The sequence below is a fragment of the Mesorhizobium sp. B2-3-12 genome, assembly GCF_006442205.1.
GTDB lineage: Bacteria > Pseudomonadota > Alphaproteobacteria > Rhizobiales > Rhizobiaceae > Mesorhizobium.
In genome coordinates, this window is the sequence record NZ_VFVR01000002.1 from 20,414 (window position 1) to 35,344 (window position 14,931).

Below are 14,931 nucleotides of genomic sequence, written 5' to 3' on the forward strand. Positions count from 1 at the left end.
AAGGGAGGACATATGACCAAGGTTGCAATCGTCACGGGCGGATCGCGCGGTATCGGCGCGGCCATCTCGATCGCTTTGAAGAACGCCGGCTATTCGGTTGCCGCCAACTATGCCGGCAATGACGAGGCCGCGGCGAAATTCAAGGCCGAGACCGGCATTCCAGCCTACAAATGGTCCGTCGCCGATTATGACGCCTGCGCCGCCGGCATCAAGCAGGTCGAAGCCGATCTCGGCCCGGTCTCGGTGCTGGTCAACAATGCCGGCATCACCCGCGACGCCATGTTCCACAAGCTGACGCGAGAACAGTGGAAAGAGGTGATCGATACCAATCTGTCCGGTGTTTTCAACATGACGCATCCGCTGTGGGGCGGCATGCGCGACCGCAAGTTCGGCCGCGTCATCACCATCTCCTCGATTAACGGCCAGAAGGGCCAGGCCGGCCAGGTCAATTACTCCGCCGCCAAGGCGGGCGACATCGGATTCTCCAAGGCGCTCGCGCAGGAAGGCGCGCGCGCGGGCATCACCGTCAACGTCATCTGCCCCGGCTACATCGCCACCGAGATGGTCAAGGCGATCGACGAGAAGGTGCTCAACGAGCGCATCATCCCGCAAATCCCGGTCGGCCGCCTCGGTGAACCGGAGGAGATCGCGCGCTGCGTCGTCTTCCTTGCTTCCGAGGATGCCGGCTTTATCACCGGCTCGACCCTCACCGCCAATGGCGGCCAGTATTTCGTCTAGGCGTTGATTTCGGCTGGCCCACCGGCCGGCGGCCTTGACCGGCGAAAACGGGTCGGGAAACCGATCCGTTTTGCAATTGATGCTCTGGAGCTACAGCGCCCCGCTGGCACCGGCTGACTCAATCCGGCACGCAAGGGTTAATGGGGGTGGCGCCTCTGTGCGAAACCGTGTGGCCAAGCCTGTGGATTATCGGTGGATAAGTTGTTCACAACACAAGATATTGAGGGAACAAACCAAGAAAATATCGCCGGCGCCGCTTTGTCGCCGATTCGTTCCGGCTTTGAGCGCAATGTTAACATTAATGGCCACGATTGCCTGCAATTCCTTAACACCGAGTTCAGAAAGATTAACAATATCATAATGTTGAGCGCGTCGCGCCATGCCTCGCGTATCGTTTACCGGCAAAAGTTAAGGGCAGGATACACTTAGCATAAAACGGGCCAGTTCGGTGATTCAGCATGTGGTGAAGCTCATGGTCATAAAATCCATATCTAGCCGTGAACAAAAGCTGAATCTGACGGAGTCACCGATTCGTCGCTGATTCGTTCCAGACTCGTTCCAACTGTTAAGCAGGGGCTGATTTGCGGGCTGACGCGGGCACCTTCGGAACCCGGACGGAACATTCCGCTTTCGCTTCGCGCCTGAAATCCCTATGTGTCGGCTGTCATACGCGCCGTCCAGGCACGCTCCCGACAACGAGAGGCCAGAAAGCCTTATTTCCGAGCCGATGAACATCCAGCAGAAACACACCGAGCCGCTGATCCTGTCGGGCCGCGACGTGACCGCCGTGCTTGGGCCGACCAACACGGGCAAGACCCATCTCGCCATCGAGCGCATGGTGGCGCACGAAACCGGCGTCATCGGCCTGCCGCTGAGGTTGCTGGCCCGGGAGGTCTACAGCCGCGTCTGCGAAAAGGTCGGCGCCCACAAGGTCGCGCTGATCACCGGCGAGGAGAAGATCCAGCCGCCGGGCGCCAAATATTCGGTCTGCACCGTCGAGGCCATGCCGCGCGAGACCGACGCTGCCTTCGTGGCAATCGACGAGGTGCAACTGGCCGGCGACCTCGAGCGCGGCCATATCTTCACCGACCGGATCCTACATCTGCGCGGCCGCCAGGAAACGCTGCTACTCGGTGCCGCCACCATGCACGGCATTCTCCAACGGCTGCTGAAGGGCGTCTCCGTGGTGACGCGGCCAAGGCTGTCGCATCTCGCCTATGCCGGCTCCAAGAAACTGACCCGCCTGCCCAGGCGCACCGCGATCGTCGCCTTCTCCGCCGACGAGGTCTACGCCATTGCCGAACTGATCCGCCGCCAGCAAGGTGGTGCGGCCGTCGTGCTCGGAGCGCTCTCGCCGCGCACCCGCAATGCCCAGGTGGCGCTGTTCCAGTCCGGCGACGTCGACTATCTCATTGCCACCGACGCCATCGGCATGGGCCTCAATCTCGATCTCGACCATGTCGCCTTTGCCCAGAACCGCAAGTTCGACGGCTACCAGTACCGCAATCTGACCGCGGCCGAACTTGGCCAGATCGCCGGCCGCGCCGGGCGGCATCTGCGCGACGGCACCTTCGGCGTCACCGGTCAGGTCGATCCGCTGGACGAGGATCTGGTCCAGAAGATCGAGAGCCATGATTTCGACCCGGTGAAGGTGCTGCAGTGGCGCACCGCCCAATTCGATTTCGCCAGCCTTGAGGCGCTGAAGCGCTCGATCGAAACCAACGCCCCGGTCGAGGGCCTGACACGCGCGCTGCCGGCCGTCGACGCGCAGGCGCTCGAACATCTCTCCCGCGACGAAGACATCCGCGCGCTTGCGACTAATGCCAAGCGCGTGGCGCTGCTTTGGGAAGCCTGCGCGCTGCCCGACTACCGCAAGATCGCGCCCGCCCAGCATGCCGACCTGATCGCCTCGATCTATATGGACCTCGCTCGCCACGGCCATGTCGACGAAAACTACATGGCCGAGCAGGTGCGCCGCGCCGACACCACCGAGGGCGACATCGACACGCTGTCGCACCGCATCGCCCAGATCCGTACCTGGACATTCGTGTCGAACCGGCCCGGCTGGCTGGCCGATCAGGCACACTGGCAGGAAAAGACGCGCGAAATCGAAGACAGATTGTCGGATGCGCTGCATGAGCGGTTGACGAAACGCTTCGTAGACCGCAGGACTTCCGTCCTCATGCGGCGCCTTAGAGAAAATACCATGCCTGAAGCCGAAATCAGCCCTACCGGAACCGTCCTTGTCGAAGGCCATCACGTCGGCGAGTTGCAAGGGTTCCGCTTCACCGCCGACCAGACCGCCGGCGGCGAAGACGCCAAGGCCGTGCGCACGGCCGCGCAAAAGGCGCTGGCCGCCGAATTCGATGCCCGCGCGGAGCGCTTCGGCGCCTGCGCCAATGGCGACCTCGCGCTCGGTTCGGACGGCACGCTGCGCTGGATCGGCGCGCCGATCGGCACGCTGGTTTCGGGCGAGGACGCGCTGAAGCCGCGCCTGGTGCTTCTGGCGGACGAACAGCTCACCGGCCCGGCGCGCGACAAGGTCGCCGCGCGTGCCGAGCGCTTCGTCAATTTCCAGATCGAGTCCCTGCTGAAGCCGTTGGTCGACCTGAAAAATGCCGAGCAGATTTCCGGCATCGGCCGCGGCATCGCCTTCCAGTTGGTCGAGAATTTCGGCCTCATCAACCGCCGCGACATCGCCGAAGAGATGAAGTCGCTCGACCAGGAAGGCCGCGCCGCACTGCGCCGGCTCGGCGTGCGCTTCGGTGCCTACCACGTCTTCGTGCCGGCGCTGATCAAGCCCGCGCCGGCCGGACTGGTGACCTTGCTGTGGGCGTTGAAGAACGACGGCAAGGACAAGCCTGGCTTCGGCGATGTCGTCCATGCGCTGGCATCGGGCCGCACCTCGGTTGTCATCGATCCGGCCTTTGACAAGGCCTTCTACAAGCTGGCCGGATACCGCAATCTCGGCCGCCGCGCCGTGCGCATCGACATTCTGGAGCGGCTGGCCGACCTGATCCGCCCGGCGACCAACTGGAAGCCCGGCCTCGGCCAGCGTCCGGACGGCGCCTATGACGGCCAAGCCTTCATGGTGACGCCGCCGATGATGTCGATCCTCGGCGCCACCGCCGACGACATGGAAGAAATCCTCAAGGGGCTCGGCTATCGCGCCGAACCGAAGCCGGCGGCGGAAGTCAAGGCACGGCTGGAAGCGCAGGACAGTGCCGCGCGGGAAGCCGCAGCGGCCAAGCTCGCGGCCGAAGAGGCCGCGCGCGCCGAACAAGCCAAGGCAGCGGAACAGGCGGCGGCGCCGGCCGTCGTCGAGGGTTCGGAGTCGTCGCCCGATGTGGACGCGGAGACCGTATCCGAGGTTCCAGCCGAAATCGTTGCGGACGCTCCGGCGGAGGCTGTCGCGGAAGAGCAATCAGAAGCGACCGCCGAGGTTGCGGATGAGGAGACGCCTGTAGCTGAAGCCGCCGAGCCGGCACAGGTTGAACCACAAGCCGAACCTGAAACCGCCGAACCTGAAGCTGCGGCGGTTGAAGCCTCGCCCGCGGACGAAGCAGCGCCGGCGGAGCCGGCCGCTGACGCTTCCACCTCGACGGAGGCGGCCGAACCCGTTGCCGTGGCGGAAGCCGCGGCTGAACCGGCCGCCGAAGCCGAAGCGCCAAAGCCTATCCTGCTGTGGCGGCAAGGGCGCTTCGACCAGCGCCCCCGCCATCACGAAGGCCGAAACAATCGCCAGCGCAACGGCCAGGCGCGCGGCCGCGGCAACGCGCCGGCCGATGCCGCCGCCGCACCCGCCACGCCAGGAGAGCGTCCCGCCCATGAAGGACGCCGCGACGGCGCCGGCAAGCCGCGCTTCGACCGCTCGAAGTTCAAGCCCAAGCCTGGCACCGAAGGCGAACAAAGGCGCGACGGCCGCCCGCAAGGCGATCGTGCCGAGCGCCGCGAAGGCCGGCCGGACTGGAAGGGCGGCAGGCCGGAAGGCAAGGGCGGGCCGCAAGGCGGCAAGCCTGCATTCCAGGCCAAGCCACGCGAGGAGCGCCCGGTGCGCTTCGACCCGGATTCCCCCTTCGCCAAGCTCGCCGCCTTGCGCGACCAGCTAAAGAAGTAGGCTCGGCACTTCGATGGTTGCTGAAGGCCGCCAGCGCATCGACAAATGGCTGTTCTTCTCGCGTGCGGTCAAATCGCGCTCGCTGGCGGCCAAATTGGTGGTCGCTGGCCGCGTGCGCATCAATCGCGACAAAGCAGCGCAGGCTTCCGATCTGGTCAAGCCGGGCGACGTGCTGACCATCACGCTCGACCGGCGTATCTTCGTCTGGAAAGTGCTTGGCGCTGGTGCGCGACGCGGCCCGGCCGAGGAAGCCCGCACCCTTTATGAAGACATGTCGCCGCCGCCCACACCCAAGGGCGACGCCCTTCCCGATGCCATCCCGGCGCTGCGCGAGGCTGGCAGCGGCCGCCCGACCAAAAAAGAGCGCCGCCAGACCGACCGGTTGCTCGACGAAGATTGAGCCCCCGTCGAACAGAAGCGGAGTGCTCCGCAGGCAACCGCAGGCAAAAAACAAAACCGGCGCCGGCAAACGGGCGGTGCGCGAGGCATGCCAGGCCTTCGCGGCGGCGCCCTTGCGGATTTCCATTCCCAAACCTTGGCGTCGCTGGGAATGGCCACCCTTGCAAGCGACCGATAAAGGCGTTACCTCACGGAAAAAGCCAGCAAAAACTGGACGTCCCGGAGCCGCCCGATGACCTATGTCGTGACCGACAACTGCATCAAATGCAAATATATGGACTGCATCGAGGTCTGTCCGGTCGACTGTTTCTACGAAGGCGAGAACATGCTCGTCATCCATCCCGACGAGTGCATCGACTGCGGCGTCTGCGAACCGGAATGCCCGGCCGACGCGATCAAGCCCGACACAGAGTCGGGCCTCGACAAATGGCTGCAGATCAACACCGAATATGCCGACAAATGGCCCAACATCACCGCCAAGAAGGAGCCGCCGGCCGACGCCAAGAGCTTCGACGGTGAGGCCGGCAAGTTCGAGAAATACTTCTCCGCCGAGCCCGGCGAAGGCGATTGACAACACCGCTGTAAAGGCTTGTATGACGTAGCGTAACAGGCAAGTCGGATTAACCGCCTTGACAGGCGGCGATTGGTTATGGCCTCCGCTTACGCAGCAAAACCTTGATTCTTCCGACTTTTTGTGTTACATCAGCGAAACATGCCGGTGACACAACGTCGATTTATGGCGCAGACGCCCCAAATCACTGAAAGGTGAAAATCCCACTCCGGACCAGAGCGATCTGGGCCAGGCGGTCGCAATTCGTGCGGTTTGCCGGTCCCGACTTTTCCGGTGGGTTCATCTGTTGTGCGGCTAATGATCGGTGACCCCGATCACGTGAGTTCAGCCGGCACCGCCGCCGGCCCACAACAAGGAGTTCAGGGCGTAATGGCAACGATCACCCCGCAGAAGAAGTCCACGGCCGCGCGTCACGGTTTCAAGACCGGCGAGTACATCGTCTATCCGGCGCATGGCGTCGGCCAGATCGTCTCGATCGACGAGCAGGAAGTGGCTGGCCACAAGCTGGAACTGTTCGTCATCGACTTCCAGAAGGACAAGATGCGCCTGAAGGTGCCGGTCGCCAAGGCGACCTCGATCGGCATGCGCAAGCTGTCGGAAGAGGATTATGTCGAGCGCGCGCTGAAGGTCGTGCAGGGTCGCGCCCGCGTCAAGCGCACCATGTGGTCGCGTCGCGCCCAGGAATATGATGCCAAGATCAATTCGGGCGATTTGATCTCGATCTCGGAAGTCGTGCGCGACCTCTACCGCGCCGACAACCAGCCGGAACAGTCCTATTCCGAACGCCAGCTCTACGAGGCGGCACTCGACCGCATGGCGCGCGAGATAGCGGCCGTCAACCGTATGTCGGAAACCGAAGCCGTGCGCCTGATCGAGGTCAACCTCAACAAGGGACCGAAGCGCGGCGCCAAGGCCGACAACGAGGAAGCCGAGCAGGAAGAAGCTGCCTGAATCCCCTCGTCCTAGAGTTCACGAAAAACCCGGCCTCGCGCCGGGTTTTTTGTCTTTGGCATTGCCGGAGATTGCCGCGGCTATGCGCCGCCTTCCTTCTCCGCCTCCTGCTTCAGCGTCGCGATGAATCGCTTGGTGCGTTCGCGCTCCGGATTGCCGAACAGCGTGGCGGACGGCCCCTGCTCGACGACGACGCCGGCGTCGAGGAACACCGCTTCCCGGGCGATCTTGGAGGCGAGGCGCAGATCATGCGTTGCCATCACCATGGTCGTTCCCTCGCTGGCGAGTTGACCGAGCACATCGACCACCTCCTGCGCCAACTCCGGGTCGAGGGCGGAAGTCGGCTCGTCGCACAGAAGCACCTTGGGTGACGGCGCCAGCGCCCGGGCGATCGCCACGCGCTGCTGCTGGCCGCCCGACAGCGTCGCCGGCCAGGCATCGACCTTGTGTGCCATGCCGACCTTCTCCAGCAGGGCCAGCGCCCGCTCACGGGCCCTTGCCTCCGGCCATTTCAGCACCGTGACCAGGCCTTCCATGACGTTCTCGATGGCCGTGCGGTGTGGAAACAGCTGGAAATTCTGGAACACCATGCCGGTCTGCAGCCGCAGGCGCCTGATGTCCGCGGCCGGCACCTTCACGCCCGGGCGGAACTCGAGCGTCTCGTCGCCGATGCGCACCGAGCCCGAGGTCGGGATCTCCAGCAGGTTGATGCAGCGCAGCAGCGTGCTTTTTCCGCCACCCGAAGGACCCACCAGCGCGGTGACACTGCCTTCGGCAATGGTAACCGTCACGCCCTTCAGCACGAGATTGTCGCCGAACCGCTTCTCGATGTTGGTCAGGCTGATCATGAGCGTGCCTCCAGGAAGCCGCCATAGCGGTTGAGCCGCTCCTCCAGCCGCGTCTGCAGGGCCGACAGCACCGAACTCAAGGCGAGATAGAGGATCGCCGCCTCGACATAGAGGATGAGCGGCTCATAAGTGGTGGCGACGATGCGCTGCGCCGCCTGGAACATCTCCGGCACGGTGATGGCGGCGGCCAGCGAGGTATCCTTGACCAGCGAGATGAAGGTGTTGGAGAGCGGCGGCACCGCGACGCGTCCGGCCTGCGGCAGGATGGTGCGACGCATCGCCTGGCTCCAGGTCATGCCGATCGAGTAGGCGGCCTCCCACTGGCCTTTGGGCACCGAGCCGATCGCCGCGCGGATGATTTCCGATGTGTAGGCGCCGATGTTGAGGGTGAAGCCGATCAGCGCAGCGGTAAAGGCATCGAGCAGGATGCCGACCGAAGGCAGGCCGTAGAAGATCAGGAACAGTTGCACCAGGAGCGGCGTGCCGCGGAAGATCCAGACATAGAAGCGCACGAGGGCGACCAGCGGCTTGGGGCCAAACAGCCGGCCAAGCGCCGCGCCCAACCCCACCGTCAGGCCAAGCACGAAGGACAGCAGCGTCAACGGCACGGTAAAGATCAACGCGGCCCACAACAGCGAAGGCAGCGACTCCAGCATCAGTTGCAGCCAGTGCGGCACGAAAGATCCTCCGGAATGGACGAGCGGCGTCATCGAACGCGAATGCGCCGGCCATATCACGACAAAAGCGGCGAGCCGTCAAAGACGGCTCGCCGCTGAGGGGGGTTCGGGACCTGCGGAAGGCCCCCGTGCGTGAAATTACTTCGACACGTCCTGGCCGAAATAGGTGTCGGCGATCTTCTGATAGGTGCCGTCGGCCTTGATGTCGGCCAGCGCCTTGTTGATGGCCGCGACCAGTTCCGGGTCGCCCTTGCGGACGATGACGCCGGAGTAATCGGCATTCTCTTCCTGGGCGGCGATCTTCACATTGGCGTCGGGCTTGTGCTTCTTGAAGTCGAGGAACGACAGGCTGTCATTGATGGTGGCGTCGGCACGGCCGGTCAGAAGCAGCTGGATCGACTGGTCGAAGCCATCGGTGCCGACCAGTTCGGCGCCGTTCGATTCGGCCAGCTTGCCAAAATTGGAGGTCAGCGACTGTGCCGACTTCTTGCCCTTGAGGTCGGCGAAGGTCTTGATGTCGGTGTTGTCGCCGCGCACGATCAGCACCGCCTTGGAGGCGATGTAGGGATCGGAGAAGTCGTACTTGGCCTTGCGGGCGTCGGTGATGCCGACTTCATTGATGACGGCATCATAACGGCTGACGTCGAGGCCGGCGATCAGACCATCCCACTTGCCTTCGAGGAACTCGACCTTGACGCCGAGCTTGTCGCCGATCGCCTTGGCGATTTCGACGTCGAAGCCGACCAGTGCGCCGGAAGCGTCATGATAGGTGAAGGGCGCGTAAGTGCCTTCCGTGCCGACCTTGATGACCCCGGCTTGCTTGATCTGGTCGAGATTGGCGCCGGCATGGCCCGATGCAACGGCGAGCGCCTGCAGCGTTCCGGCGATGATGAGCGACTTGAGCCATTTCATTTTTCTGTGATCCCGTCCTTGGCCTGATGTCAGGCATGTTGTGAGGGCTGGAAAATGACAGATGCAGGGCGAAAAAATAAGGAATGAAATTTCAAAGACAGGTAACTCCAGAAATCAAATTCTCTGAAGATATTTCTTTGCGCATTCGGAGGCTCCAGGCAGCCGCGCCGAAATTGCCCGGACTTTGGCGCGCGCCCGCCTGCGGCGGCGGAACCTTTCCCGCGCACGGCAGTTTTGGCTGTTCTAGGGCACGACGCCGTCATTTCAAGCCGGTGCCTGTCATTCGCACCGCCTGAGCCAGGAGCGCCTTATGATGGAAGACACGGCAGGTCGGATCATGGTCCGCGCGGCAATGAGGGCGCCTTACCTCGAGCGCGACGAGGAGCATCGTCTCGCATTGCTCTGGAAAGAGGACAACGACCAGAACGCATTGCACAGCATCACCGTGGCCCATATGCGGCTGGTCATTTCCATGGCCTCCAAATTTCGCCACTACGGCCTGCCGCTCGGCGACCTGATCCAGGAAGGGCATGTCGGCTTGCTGGAGGCAGCCGCCCGCTTCGAGCCCGAGCGCGAGGTGCGGTTTTCGACCTACGCGACGTGGTGGATCCGCGCTTCGATGCAGGACTATATCCTGCGCAACTGGTCGATCGTGCGCGGCGGCACCAGTTCGGCGCAGAAGGCCCTGTTCTTCAATCTCAGACGTTTGCGCGCCCGCCTAGCGAACGGCGCCGAGCCGCTTTCCAACGAGACGCTCTATCGTGAGGTTTCGGTTGCGCTCGGCGTTTCAGAGGCTGATGTGGCAATGATGGATTCGCGGCTGTCCGCGCCGGATTCCTCGCTGAACATGCCGCTTGCCGACGATTCCGGCGCCACCGAGCGGATGGACTTCCTGGTCGCGGACGACCCCCTGCCCGATGAGGTCGCCAGCGACACGATCGATGTCGAACGCCGTTCTGGATGGCTGAAAACAGCGCTCGGCGCGCTCAACGCACGTGAACTCAGGATCATCGAGGAGCGCCGGCTGAGCGACGAGGGCGCCACGCTCGAGGCGCTCGGCGAGACCCTCGGCATTTCCAAGGAGCGCGTCCGCCAGATCGAGGCCCGTGCCATGGAAAAGCTGAAAGTGGCGCTGGTGAAGCAGAACCCGGAATTCCTGGCGACCGCCGCCTGATTCCCGCAACGAGCGCTACTTGTCGGTGACGATCTTGACCTTGTCGCCGGCCGAAACCGCAGCCCCCGGCGACAACGCATTGAGCACGCGGAACAAGTCGAGCTTGCGGTCGACCCCTACCATCTGAGCGGCAAGCGAGCCCATGGTTTGACCCGGCTGCACCGTAAGCACACGGATATGCAGCGGCTTCAGGGCCGCTTTTTCAGCCGGGCTCAGGATGCGGAAGGATCCGCTGACCGAACGCGCCACCGTTTCCAGCGAGGTGCTGGCCGACGGTGCCGCGGTCAGCAGGCGATAGACCTGGCCGCCGGCGCGGATCACCGCGATGTCGAACTGCCAGCCCTCGGCGCCGGCATGTGCGGTCGCCGCCTCGTTGCCGTTGATGGTTTCCTGCTTGACGGTGCTGTCGACGAGGCCTGCCACCCAGCCGCTTCTGATATAGTCGGTCAAGGCGCGGTTCTTGTCGATCGAAACGCCGTCGAAGCGGATCGCTATGTCGCCGGGACCGGTCGCCGTCACCGCTGCCGCCGAATTGTCGATGATGAAACCGTCCGGCACCGTGAACGACACGCCAAGGCCCGGATGCAGGAAGGTCTCGCCCCGTACATACCCTTCTTCCGGCGTATCGCCATAGAGCAGGCCATCTATGCCGGCAAGGAAGGAATCGCGGTCGCGCGTGCCGAAGCCCGGGGGGCCGAACTGGCGCGCGTGGCGCTGCGCCAGATCGATGCGCTGCGGTGTGTTGGGATGCGTGGCCAGGAAGTCGAGGCTGGCGTCGGTGGCGCCTGATATCGAGCGGAAATCGGTATAGGCCGACATCGACTGCAGGAAGCGACCGGCCGCGTAAGGATCGTAGCCCGCCTCGCCGATCGACTTGATGCCGATGGCGTCGGCCTCCAGTTCCTGGTTGCGCGAGAACTGCGCCAGCCTGAGCTTACCGCGGATCAGCGCCGCCTTGGCGGTCGGGCTGTCGCCGAGCACATCGGAAACCACCTTGGTTGCCAGGCCTTCCTCGGCCTCCAACTGCTGGCGCTGCAGCCCGTGATTGGCGGTGACATGGCCCATTTCATGCGCGATGACGGCGGCGAGCTCGGACGAATCATTGGCCAGCGCGAGCAGGCCGCGCGTGATGTAGAGATAGCCGCCCGGCAGCGCGAAGGCGTTGACGTTGGGCGAATTGAGGATGGTGATGCGATAGGTCTGGGTCGGGTTGGCCGATACCACGGTCAAATTGCCGACCACCTTGGCGACCATGCGCTCGAGCTTGGGATCGGAATACTCGCCGCCATAGGTCGCCAGGATGCGCGGATGCTGCGCCTTGGCGAGTTCGGCAAGCTTGCTGTTGGCGGCGACATTATCCACCGTGATCGGCTTGTCGGACGGCTGGAAGCCGGATTCCTGCACGTCCGGCGGCGTGAACATCTGGCAGCTGGCGAGAGCCACGGCAAAGCCGGCCAGCGCCAGAAAGCGCGCCAGCGGATTGCGTCTTGCTCTGTCAACGCCGATCGCCAGAACGGCTTCCTTTCAGATCCTGGGCGCATGACCATGAAAATCGGGGGCGATCTTCGGAGTCTTCATGCGCAAAAAACAAACTGCTACAGCATCCGTCACGCGGCCCTCGGGGCGTGCGGCGGATGCTGTAGGCAAATCACGGCCTGTGCCGGACCATTGGGCGGACCTAGCCACACTACATGGACCATGGCAAGCAAGCGTCCCTTCGCCAGAAGCCGGTTTGACCGTAAATTATGTCGGCTTCCGGGCAATATCTCGTGATACGGCATCCCCTCCACTGGCGCCGATATAGCGCCGGAATGCCTCTGGACCAGCCCCGGCGAAGAAATCGTCCGCGGCGCCTGCGGCGGCGACGGCGCCATTGTCCAGAAACACCACATTCTGGCCGATGCGGCGGGCATCCTGCGGCTGGTGCGTGACGAACAGCACCGTCATGCCACGCTCGGCATGCAGGTCGGCAACCAGGTCGAGCATGTCGTTTCGCAGGGCGGGCCCAAGCGAGGCGAAGGGCTCGTCGAGCAGCAGCACCGGGCGGTCACGCACCAGCACGCGGGCAAGGGCGACACGCTGGCGCTCGCCGCCCGAGAGTTCGCGCGGCAGCCGCTTCTGCTTGCCGGCGAGGCCGGTGCGCGCAAGCGCCTCCGCGATATCGGCATGGTCGGCTTCTGTCAGCCGCAACGATGGCGAACGGCCGAGCCCGACATTCTGCTCGACGGAAAGATGGGCGAAAAGATTGTTTTCCTGAAACACCATCGACACCGGCCGCGAGGCTGGCGGCGAGGCGCCGACATCGGCTCCGCCGATCAGCACGCGGCCGGACAGTGGCGTCTCGAACCCGGCCACCAGATTGAGCAGCGTCGACTTCCCCGATCCGCTCGGCCCCATGATGGCGGTGATTTCGGCCGCCGCGAACGCGACATCGAAGGAAAGCGGAGCCTCGCCATAGGTGAACGAAACCTTGTCCAGCTGCACTGGAACACCCTTCCTGGCAATCGCTCCGTCAGACATCGCGGCCCTTCTCCCTTCCCAGCCAGTCCGCTGCCAGCACCAGTGCCAGGCAGACCAGGCCGAGCAGCAGCGCCAGGCCGGCGGCGTCCTGCGTGCGGTAGCTGCCCATGCGTGCCAGGAGAAGGTAGGGCAAGGTCTGCACGGAATCACTGCCGAACAGGGCGATGACGCCGAGATCGCCAAGCGACAGCGCCATGGCGAAGGCAAAGGCGGTGGCAAGCGGGCGCCGCAGCGACGGCCAGTCCACCAGCCGCAACCTGGCCAGGCCGGAAATGCCAAGCTGCGCGCAGAGCCGTTCGTGGCGCTCGCTTGCCGCATCATAGGCGGGGCGGATGGCGCGCAGCGCGAAAGGCATCGCCATGACGGCGTTGACGGCGACGACCATGAGCGGGGCGATGGCAAAGACGTCGCCGGCATGGCGCAACAGAAGGAACCAGCCGGCGCCGATGACGATTGGCGGAACCACTAGGACAAAGCCGGCACCGGTGTCGGTTGCGTGTTCGAGCAGCGTCCTCGGACCGGCGCGTCGGTTCAGCGCCAGCGCCCGCCGCGCCATGGTCAGCGCCAGCGACAGCATCACCGAAAGCAGCGCCGAAAGGAAGGCAAGCACCGCACTGGTCTCCGTCGCCTGCCGCACAGTGGCCTCGCCGGCCAGCCGGCCGAGATCGGCGCCCAATCCGGCCATCACGGTCGCGGCCATCGGTCCCGCGACGAACAGCAGCGCCAGCACGATAAGCAAGGCATTCAGCAAAGTCTCGGTCCCGTTGACGGAAACGTAGCGGCGCGGCGCGACCGGCAGGTTCGCATCGCCGACGACATTGGCGCCGAGCCGCGTCAGCGCCAGCACCACGATGAAGGTCAAGCCGATCTGCAGCAATGTCAGCGCGACAGCCCCCGCGGGATCGAAATCGAAGCGCAAGGCCTGATAGATGCCGACTTCGAGCGTCGTCGCGGCCGGCCCGCCGCCGAGCGTCAGCACGATGGTGAAGGATGTGATGCAAAGCATGAAGACCAGCCCGGCGACGCCGGGCAGAGCGGCGCGCAACGTCGGCCATTCGATCAGCCGGAACGCCGGACGCGCGCCCATGCCGAGCTGGCTCGCCAGCCGCCACTGGTCGGAGGGAATGGTTTGCAACGCTTCCAGGAACAGGCGGGTGGCCAGCGGCAGGTTGAAGAAGACATGCGCGACGAGAATGCCGGACAGGCCGTAGATGCCCCGCCAGCCCTGGCCGCCGACGGCACCGAGCATGCCGGCGAAGTAACCGGCACGGCCATAGAGCGCCAGGATGCCGAGCGCCGCGACGATCGCCGGCAGCGCCAGCGGCACGGCGAAGAGTTGCAGAATGAAAGCGCGGGCGAAGAAGCGTGGATGCCGCGACAGGGCTCGCGCCACGAACAACGCCGGTATCACCGAAAGCAGGGTCGATAGGGTTGCCTGCCAGAGCGTGAAGCGCACGACGCGCAGCAGGTAAGGATCGAAGGCCGCCCAGGCGCCGGAGAGGTCATGCGCGCCTTCGAGGAGCAGTCCGGCAAAGGCGCCGCCGATCAGCAGCGCGATCCCGGCGAGCGCGACGACGCCGGCGGTGATGCGGGGATCAGACGCGCGTTGCACGCCGCACCGTCGGCAAATGGGCGAAACTTAGGGAGCGTGGCGCTCTACGGCGCCCCCCTCTGTCCTGCCGGACATCTCTCCAGCGGAGGCTACTTTCCTCTCCCTCCGGAGGGGGGAGAGGTGGCGCCGCGAAGCGGCGACGGAGTGGGGGAACCACCTGGCAACCACCCCAGCGAGCACAAGAACGAGGATCGCGTGCTAGCATCGTCTTGATCCGCGCCAGGGTCGCCCCCCACTCCGTCGAGCTGCGCTCGACACCTCTCCCCCGATCAACGGGGGAGAGGAAGGGTGCCAAGCCATCCGAGCCGGCGCCAATCCTTAACGGCAAAGGCTCCCTTCCGAAGATTGCGTGATCTCTCCCCCCTTGAGCGGGGTGAAGAGTGGTCCGCGAAGCGGACGGGAAGCTAATTGC

Annotated in this window: 12 protein-coding genes; 6 read left to right on the forward strand and 6 right to left on the reverse strand. The window is 64.4% G+C overall.

Annotated features, from left to right (window positions below; translation table 11 throughout):
* The first annotated feature begins 12 nt into the window (after window positions 1–12).
* The 5 genes from phbB to FJ948_RS05340 all read left to right on the forward strand — a co-directional run bounded on the left by phbB (window position 13) and on the right by FJ948_RS05340 (window position 6,776).
* Entirely contained in the window at window positions 13–738 is a 726-nt protein-coding gene (gene phbB / locus FJ948_RS05320; RefSeq protein WP_140702307.1) for an acetoacetyl-CoA reductase, read from the forward strand.
* Window positions 739–1,465: 727 nt separating this feature from the next.
* Entirely contained in the window at window positions 1,466–4,855 is a 3,390-nt protein-coding gene (locus FJ948_RS05325) for a helicase-related protein (protein WP_140702309.1), read from the forward strand.
* A 13-nt stretch (window positions 4,856–4,868) separates the two neighbouring features.
* Complete coding sequence (locus tag FJ948_RS05330) at window positions 4,869–5,255, forward strand: RNA-binding S4 domain-containing protein (protein ID WP_140702310.1); 387 nt, start codon at window positions 4,869–4,871, stop codon at window positions 5,253–5,255.
* Between the two features lie 231 nt (window positions 5,256–5,486).
* Window positions 5,487–5,825 (forward strand): ferredoxin FdxA, encoded by a 339-nt coding sequence (gene fdxA / locus FJ948_RS05335; protein ID WP_015315302.1) that lies wholly within the window; start codon window positions 5,487–5,489, stop codon window positions 5,823–5,825.
* A gap of 369 nt (window positions 5,826–6,194) precedes the next feature.
* Entirely contained in the window at window positions 6,195–6,776 is a 582-nt protein-coding gene (locus FJ948_RS05340) for a CarD family transcriptional regulator (protein WP_006327799.1), read from the forward strand.
* Between the two features lie 80 nt (window positions 6,777–6,856).
* Here FJ948_RS05340 and FJ948_RS05345 read toward each other — a convergent pair whose 3' ends face one another.
* From FJ948_RS05345 to FJ948_RS05355, 3 genes are all read right to left on the reverse strand, one after another.
* The gene (locus tag FJ948_RS05345) at window positions 6,857–7,624 is read right to left on the reverse strand and encodes an amino acid ABC transporter ATP-binding protein (protein WP_140702312.1); all 768 of its coding nucleotides are present in this window, start codon (window positions 7,622–7,624) and stop codon (window positions 6,857–6,859) included.
* On the reverse strand, window positions 7,621–8,301 hold the full coding sequence (locus FJ948_RS05350; RefSeq protein WP_140703861.1) for an amino acid ABC transporter permease: 681 nt from the start codon (window positions 8,299–8,301) through the stop codon (window positions 7,621–7,623). Before FJ948_RS05350 ends, FJ948_RS05345 begins: the two co-directional genes overlap by 4 nt.
* Before the next feature lie 138 nt (window positions 8,302–8,439).
* On the reverse strand, window positions 8,440–9,213 hold the full coding sequence (locus FJ948_RS05355) for an amino acid ABC transporter substrate-binding protein (protein ID WP_140702314.1): 774 nt from the start codon (window positions 9,211–9,213) through the stop codon (window positions 8,440–8,442).
* A 310-nt stretch (window positions 9,214–9,523) separates the two neighbouring features.
* Between FJ948_RS05355 and FJ948_RS05360 the strand changes: the two genes are divergently transcribed.
* Window positions 9,524–10,387, forward strand: coding sequence for an RNA polymerase factor sigma-32 (locus FJ948_RS05360; RefSeq protein ID WP_140702316.1), 864 nt, complete (start codon window positions 9,524–9,526; stop codon window positions 10,385–10,387).
* Window positions 10,388–10,402: 15 nt separating this feature from the next.
* Here FJ948_RS05360 and FJ948_RS05365 read toward each other — a convergent pair whose 3' ends face one another.
* From FJ948_RS05365 to thiP, 3 genes are all read right to left on the reverse strand, one after another.
* The gene (locus FJ948_RS05365; protein ID WP_246677489.1) at window positions 10,403–11,809 is read right to left on the reverse strand and encodes a M48 family metalloprotease; all 1,407 of its coding nucleotides are present in this window, start codon (window positions 11,807–11,809) and stop codon (window positions 10,403–10,405) included.
* Between the two features lie 321 nt (window positions 11,810–12,130).
* Window positions 12,131–12,907 (reverse strand): thiamine ABC transporter ATP-binding protein, encoded by a 777-nt coding sequence (gene thiQ / locus FJ948_RS05370; RefSeq protein WP_140702319.1) that lies wholly within the window; start codon window positions 12,905–12,907, stop codon window positions 12,131–12,133.
* Window positions 12,900–14,519 carry a thiamine/thiamine pyrophosphate ABC transporter permease gene (gene thiP, locus FJ948_RS05375; protein WP_140702321.1) on the reverse strand — a complete coding sequence of 540 codons (1,620 nt, stop codon included), beginning with the start codon at window positions 14,517–14,519 and terminating at the stop codon, window positions 12,900–12,902. Before thiP ends, thiQ begins: the two co-directional genes overlap by 8 nt.
* Window positions 14,520–14,931 lie beyond the last annotated feature (412 nt).

Bases quoted from the DNA above. Each gene is read 5' to 3' on its own strand.
- FJ948_RS05355 (WP_140702314.1), bottom strand. From the start codon at position 9,213: ATGAAATGGCTCAAGTCGCTCATCATCGCCGGAACGCTGCAGGCGCTC.
- phbB (WP_140702307.1), top strand. From the start codon at position 13: ATGACCAAGGTTGCAATCGTCACGGGCGGATCGCGCGGTATCGGCGCG.
- FJ948_RS05360 (WP_140702316.1), top strand. From the start codon at position 9,524: ATGATGGAAGACACGGCAGGTCGGATCATGGTCCGCGCGGCAATGAGG.
- thiQ (WP_140702319.1), bottom strand. From the start codon at position 12,907: ATGTCTGACGGAGCGATTGCCAGGAAGGGTGTTCCAGTGCAGCTGGAC.
- fdxA (WP_015315302.1), top strand. From the start codon at position 5,487: ATGACCTATGTCGTGACCGACAACTGCATCAAATGCAAATATATGGAC.
- FJ948_RS05340 (WP_006327799.1), top strand. From the start codon at position 6,195: ATGGCAACGATCACCCCGCAGAAGAAGTCCACGGCCGCGCGTCACGGT.
- FJ948_RS05325 (WP_140702309.1), top strand. From the start codon at position 1,466: ATGAACATCCAGCAGAAACACACCGAGCCGCTGATCCTGTCGGGCCGC.
- FJ948_RS05330 (WP_140702310.1), top strand. From the start codon at position 4,869: ATGGTTGCTGAAGGCCGCCAGCGCATCGACAAATGGCTGTTCTTCTCG.
- FJ948_RS05365 (WP_246677489.1), bottom strand. From the start codon at position 11,809: ATGTTCACGCCGCCGGACGTGCAGGAATCCGGCTTCCAGCCGTCCGAC.
- FJ948_RS05345 (WP_140702312.1), bottom strand. From the start codon at position 7,624: ATGATCAGCCTGACCAACATCGAGAAGCGGTTCGGCGACAATCTCGTG.